Annotated in this window: 3 protein-coding genes and 1 pseudogene; all 4 read left to right on the top strand. The window is 67.4% G+C overall.

The window, feature by feature from the left end; genetic code table 11:
• Positions 1-198, top strand: a pseudogene (locus tag G3N99_RS33715) (regulator); the annotation flags it as partial.
• 14 nt (positions 199-212) lie between these two features.
• The gene (recJ, locus tag G3N99_RS33720; protein ID WP_206124532.1) at positions 213-1,910 is read left to right on the top strand and encodes a single-stranded-DNA-specific exonuclease RecJ; all 1,698 of its coding nucleotides are present in this window, start codon (positions 213-215) and stop codon (positions 1,908-1,910) included.
• Between the two features lie 152 nt (positions 1,911-2,062).
• Positions 2,063-3,167 (top strand): peptide chain release factor 2 gene (gene prfB / locus G3N99_RS33725; RefSeq protein WP_157687188.1). Its coding sequence is split into 2 segments (ribosomal slippage): positions 2,063-2,143 and positions 2,145-3,167, totalling 1,104 coding nucleotides; the frame shifts between segments, so codons are not numbered across the junction.
• An 82-nt stretch (positions 3,168-3,249) separates the two neighbouring features.
• Complete coding sequence (gene lysS / locus G3N99_RS33730; RefSeq protein ID WP_041492890.1) at positions 3,250-4,776, top strand: lysine--tRNA ligase; 1,527 nt, start codon at positions 3,250-3,252, stop codon at positions 4,774-4,776.
• The last annotated feature ends 427 nt before the right edge of the window (positions 4,777-5,203 follow it).

Below are 5,203 nucleotides of genomic sequence, written 5' to 3' on the forward strand. Positions count from 1 at the left end.
CGGGCGCGCTGGCACGACGGACTCGCCGCGCTCGAGCGCGACTGGTTCGCGCCGGCCCTCGCCGCGCTGCGGAACAGCGAGCTCGCGAGTGTCGACTTCACGCTGTGCGGCGACACGAGCTCCGTGACGCTGCACGCGACGCGCGGCGACCTGCGCAAGTTCTGGCGCCGCCGCGCGCTTGCCTCCCTGTTCGAATAACAAGCAGACCCCGTATGACCCGGATCGTTACCCGCCCCGTCGCGCCCGCCGACGCCGAAGTGCTCGCGCGCCACGGCCTGCATCCCGTCCTTGCGCGCCTGTACGCGTCGCGCGGCGTGCAGTCCCCCGCCGACATCGAGACCGCGCTTGCGCGGCTCGTTCCGCCCACCCAGCTGAAAGGCTGCGCCGACGCCGCATCGCTGCTCGCCGACGCGATCGCCGACAAGCGGCGTCTGCTCGTGGTCGCCGACTACGACTGCGACGGCGCGACCGCGTGTGCGGTCGCGGTGCGCGGCCTGCGGATGTTCGGCGCGCAGATCGACTACCTGGTGCCGAACCGTTTCGAATATGGCTACGGCCTCACGCCCGAGATCGTCGAACTCGCCGCCGCGCGCAAGCCCGACCTGCTGATCACCGTCGACAACGGGATCGCGAGCGTCGCGGGCGTCGAAGCCGCGAACGCACGCGGCATCGACGTGCTCGTGACCGACCACCACCTGCCCGGCGACGCGCTGCCCTCCGCACGCGCGATCGTCAACCCGAACCAGCCCGGCTGCGCGTTCCCGAGCAAGCACCTCGCCGGCGTCGGCGTGATGTTCTACGTGCTGCTCGCGCTACGCGCCGAGCTGCGCCGTCGCGGCGCGTTCGCAAGCAAAGAGGCCGAGCCGCGCCTCGACGGCCTGCTCGACCTCGTTGCCCTCGGCACCGTCGCCGACGTCGTGCGACTGGACGGCAACAACCGCGTGCTCGTCGCGCAGGGGCTGCAGCGCATCCGCAACGGCCGCATGCAGCCGGGCATCGCCGCGCTGTTCCGCGCGGCCGCGCGCGAAGCGCGCACGGCGTCGGGCTTCGACCTCGGCTTCGGCCTCGGCCCGCGCCTGAACGCTGCCGGGCGGCTCTCCGACATGTCGCTCGGCATCGAGTGCCTGATCACCGACGACATCGGCCGCGCGTGGGATCTCGCGCAGCAGCTCGACGTGATGAACCGCGAACGCCGCGAGATCGAGGCCGGCATGCAGCAGCAGGCGCTCGCCGATCTCGCCGACGTCGATCCGGCCGACGCATGCACGATCACCCTCTTCAACCCCGAGTGGCACCAGGGCGTGATCGGCATCGTCGCCGGCCGGCTCAAGGAAAAATTCCACCGGCCGTCGTTCACGTTTGCGCACGCGGACGACGAAGGCAAGCGGGTCAAGGGGTCGGGCCGCTCGATTCCCGGCTTCCACCTGCGCGACGCGCTCGACCTCGTGTCGAAGCGCGAACCGGACCTGATCGTCGCGTTCGGCGGCCACGCGATGGCGGCCGGCCTCACGCTCGACACCGAGAACGTGCCGCGCTTCGCGGCCGCGTTCGAGGCCGTCGCGCGCGAATGGCTGTCCGACGACGCGCTCGCCCGCGTGATCGAGACCGACGGCGAACTCGAGGACGCATACTTCACGCCGCAGTTCGTCGGACTGCTCGACGAGGCCGTCTGGGGGCAAGGCTTTCCGGCCCCGCTTTTCTCGGGCGAATTCGACGTCGTGTCGCAGTCGCTCGTGAAGGAAAAGCACCTGAAGCTGCAGCTCGCGCGCGGCCGCCAGCGCTTCAACGCGATCTGGTTCAACCACACGGAGCCGCTGCCGGAGAGCGCACTGGTCGCATACCGCCTCGTCGCCGATACGTGGAACGGCGTCACGCGCGTCCAGCTGATCGTCGAACACGCGGCCGGCTGAGCGCGGGCCGCCCGGCCCGCACTGCCCGCCGAGGCATGCACGCCGCGCCGAACGGGGCCGCGGCGCGCGTGCGAGCACCGTCTGCGTCACCGGGCAACCCTGCCGATCGGCTATAATTCCGCTTTTTTACGAAGCAAGAATAGCGAACGATCATGGAAGCGGAACGTCTCAACGCGATCGAAAGCTCCCTGCTCGACCTGCGCACCCGCGCGGGCGAGCTTCGGGGGTATCTTTGACTACGACGCCAAAGCTGCGCGTCTGACCGAAGTCAACAAGGAACTCGAAGACCCGAACGTCTGGAACGATTCGAAGAACGCCCAGGCGCTCGGTCGCGAGAAGAAGCTGCTCGAGGGCGTCGTCACGACGCTGACGGCGCTCGATAGCGACCTGCGCGACGCGCTCGACCTGTTCGAGCTGGCCCGCGAGGAAGGCGACGAGGACACCCTCGTCGCGTCGGAAGAAGACGCCGCGAAGCTCGCGTCGCGCGTCGGCGACATCGAGTTCCGCCGGATGTTCTCGAACCCGGCCGACCCGAACAACTGCTTCATCGACATCCAGGCCGGCGCCGGCGGCACCGAGGCATGCGACTGGGCCTCGATGCTGCTGCGCCAGTACCTGCGCTACTGCGAACGCAAGGGCTTCAAGGCCGAAGTGCTCGAAGAGTCCGACGGCGACGTCGCCGGCATCAAGAACGCGACGGTCAAGGTGTCGGGCGAATACGCATACGGCTTCCTGCGCACCGAAACGGGCATCCACCGCCTCGTGCGCAAGTCGCCGTTCGACTCGTCGGGCGGCCGCCACACGTCGTTCTCGTCGGTGTTCGTGTATCCGGAAATCGACGACTCGATCGAAGTCGAGATCAACCCGGCCGACCTGCGCATCGACACGTACCGCGCATCGGGTGCGGGCGGTCAGCACATCAACAAGACCGACTCCGCGGTGCGGATCACGCACATGCCGACCGGTATCGTCGTGCAGTGCCAGAACGACCGCTCGCAGCACCGCAACCGCGCCGAAGCGATGGCGATGCTGAAATCGCGCCTGTACGAAGTTGAAATGCGCAAGCGCCAGGCCGAACAGGACAAGCTCGAATCGAGCAAGACCGATGTGGGCTGGGGCCACCAGATCCGTTCGTACGTGCTCGACCAGAGCCGCGTGAAGGACCTGCGCACGAACGTCGAAATGAGCAACACGCGCGCCGTCCTCGACGGCGACCTCGACGACTTCATCAGCGCGAGCCTCAAACAGGGCGTGTAAGCGCCGCGGCGCGACCCCGCCGGGTCGCGCCCCCTTGCCCTTCCCGTTTGCGTTGCCGCACCCACTCCGAATTCCGACCATCATGACCGAACCGACCCAAACGCAGCCCGCCGTCACCGCGGACGAAAACCAGATCATCGCCGAGCGCCGCGAGAAGCTGCGCGCCCTGCGCGAGCAAGGCGTCGCCTACCCGAACGATTTCCGCCCGACGCATCACGCAGCCGATCTGCAGACGACATTCGCCGACTCGGACAAGGCCGCGCTCGAAGCGAACCCGGTCGAGGTGTCGGTCGCCGGCCGGATGATGCTCAAGCGCGTGATGGGCAAGGCAAGCTTCGCGACGGTGCAGGACGGTTCGGGCCAGATCCAGTTCTTCGTGACGCCGAACGACGTCGGCGCGGAAACCTACGACGCATTCAAGAAGTGGGACCTCGGCGACATCGTCGCGGCGCGCGGCGTGCTGTTCCGCACCAACAAGGGCGAGCTGTCGGTCCAGTGCAAGGAACTGCGCCTGCTGTCGAAGGCGCTGCGCCCGCTGCCGGACAAGTTCCACGGCCTGTCGGACCAGGAAATGCGCTACCGCCAGCGCTACGTCGACCTGATCGTCACGCCGGAAACGCGCGACACGTTCCGCGCCCGCACCAAGACGATCGCGTCGATCCGCAAGTTCATGGACAACGCCGAGTTCATGGAAGTCGAGACGCCGATGCTGCACCCGATCCCGGGCGGCGCGGCCGCGAAGCCGTTCGTCACGCATCACAACGCGCTCGACATGCAGATGTTCCTGCGCATCGCGCCGGAGCTGTACCTGAAGCGCCTGATCGTCGGCGGCTTCGAACGCGTGTTCGAAATCAACCGTAACTTCCGGAACGAAGGCGTGTCGCCGCGTCACAACCCGGAATTCACGATGATGGAGTTCTACGCCGCGTACACCGACTATCGCTGGCTGATGGACTTCACCGAGCAGCTGATCCGCCAGGCGGCGATCGATGCACTCGGCACCGCGACGATCCAGTACCAGGGCCGCGAGCTCGACCTCGCGAAGCCGTTCCATCGCCTGACGATCACGCAGGCGATCCAGAAGTACGCACCGGACTACACCGCCGGCCAGCTGTCGGACGACGCGTTCCTGCGCACCGAACTGAAGCGTTTCGGCGTCGACGTGTCGCAGCCGGCGTTCCTGAACGCGGGCATCGGCGCACTGCAGCTCGCGCTGTTCGAGGAAACGGCCGAAGCCCAGCTGTGGGAGCCGACCTTCATCATCGACTACCCGGTCGAAGTGTCGCCGCTCGCACGCGCATCGGATACGGTGCCGGGCATCACCGAGCGTTTCGAGCTGTTCATGACCGGCCGCGAAATCGCGAACGGCTTCTCGGAGCTGAACGATCCGGAAGACCAGGCTGCACGCTTCAAGAAGCAGGTCGAGCAGAAGGATGCGGGCGACGAGGAAGCGATGTTCTTCGACGCCGACTACATCCGCGCGCTCGAATACGGGATGCCTCCGACCGGCGGCTGCGGGATCGGCATCGACCGTCTCGTGATGCTGCTGACCGACAGCCCGACGATCCGCGACGTGCTGCTGTTCCCGCATCTGCGCCGCGAAGACTGATCGCTGCGCCCGCGTGTGCGCCGCGCCCTGCGGCGCGCACGCGTCAGCTTTGTAACGACGCGTAAATCCCGCCAGCCGGCGTCCGCCGGCTTTCGATCCTCCCCCGTTTTACTCCCTCGTCGCGACGGCCTTCTGCGGGTTTTCCCTGTCATGGCTGCCGGCGCCCCGCTGCAATTCGTTACACCTTGATACGGCGCGCCGCGTGCCGGTGAACGACACTCCCCTTGCGTCACCACGCATGACCACGGGACCAGAACGAGGCGCAGGAACGCCAAGTCTGCTCGCTCCCGAGCGTGGGGTTCGGCCCGGCACCGATGTGCCGATCCGGATCGACATCGGAGAAAAAAATGGACAACCAGAATCAAACCACGCCGCAAAAGCAACGCCTCCACCCGCTCATCGCCACCGCCGCCGGCGCCGTCATCGT

The sequence above is a fragment of the Burkholderia sp. Ac-20392 genome, from assembly GCF_017104585.1.
Lineage (GTDB): Bacteria > Pseudomonadota > Gammaproteobacteria > Burkholderiales > Burkholderiaceae > Burkholderia > Burkholderia lata.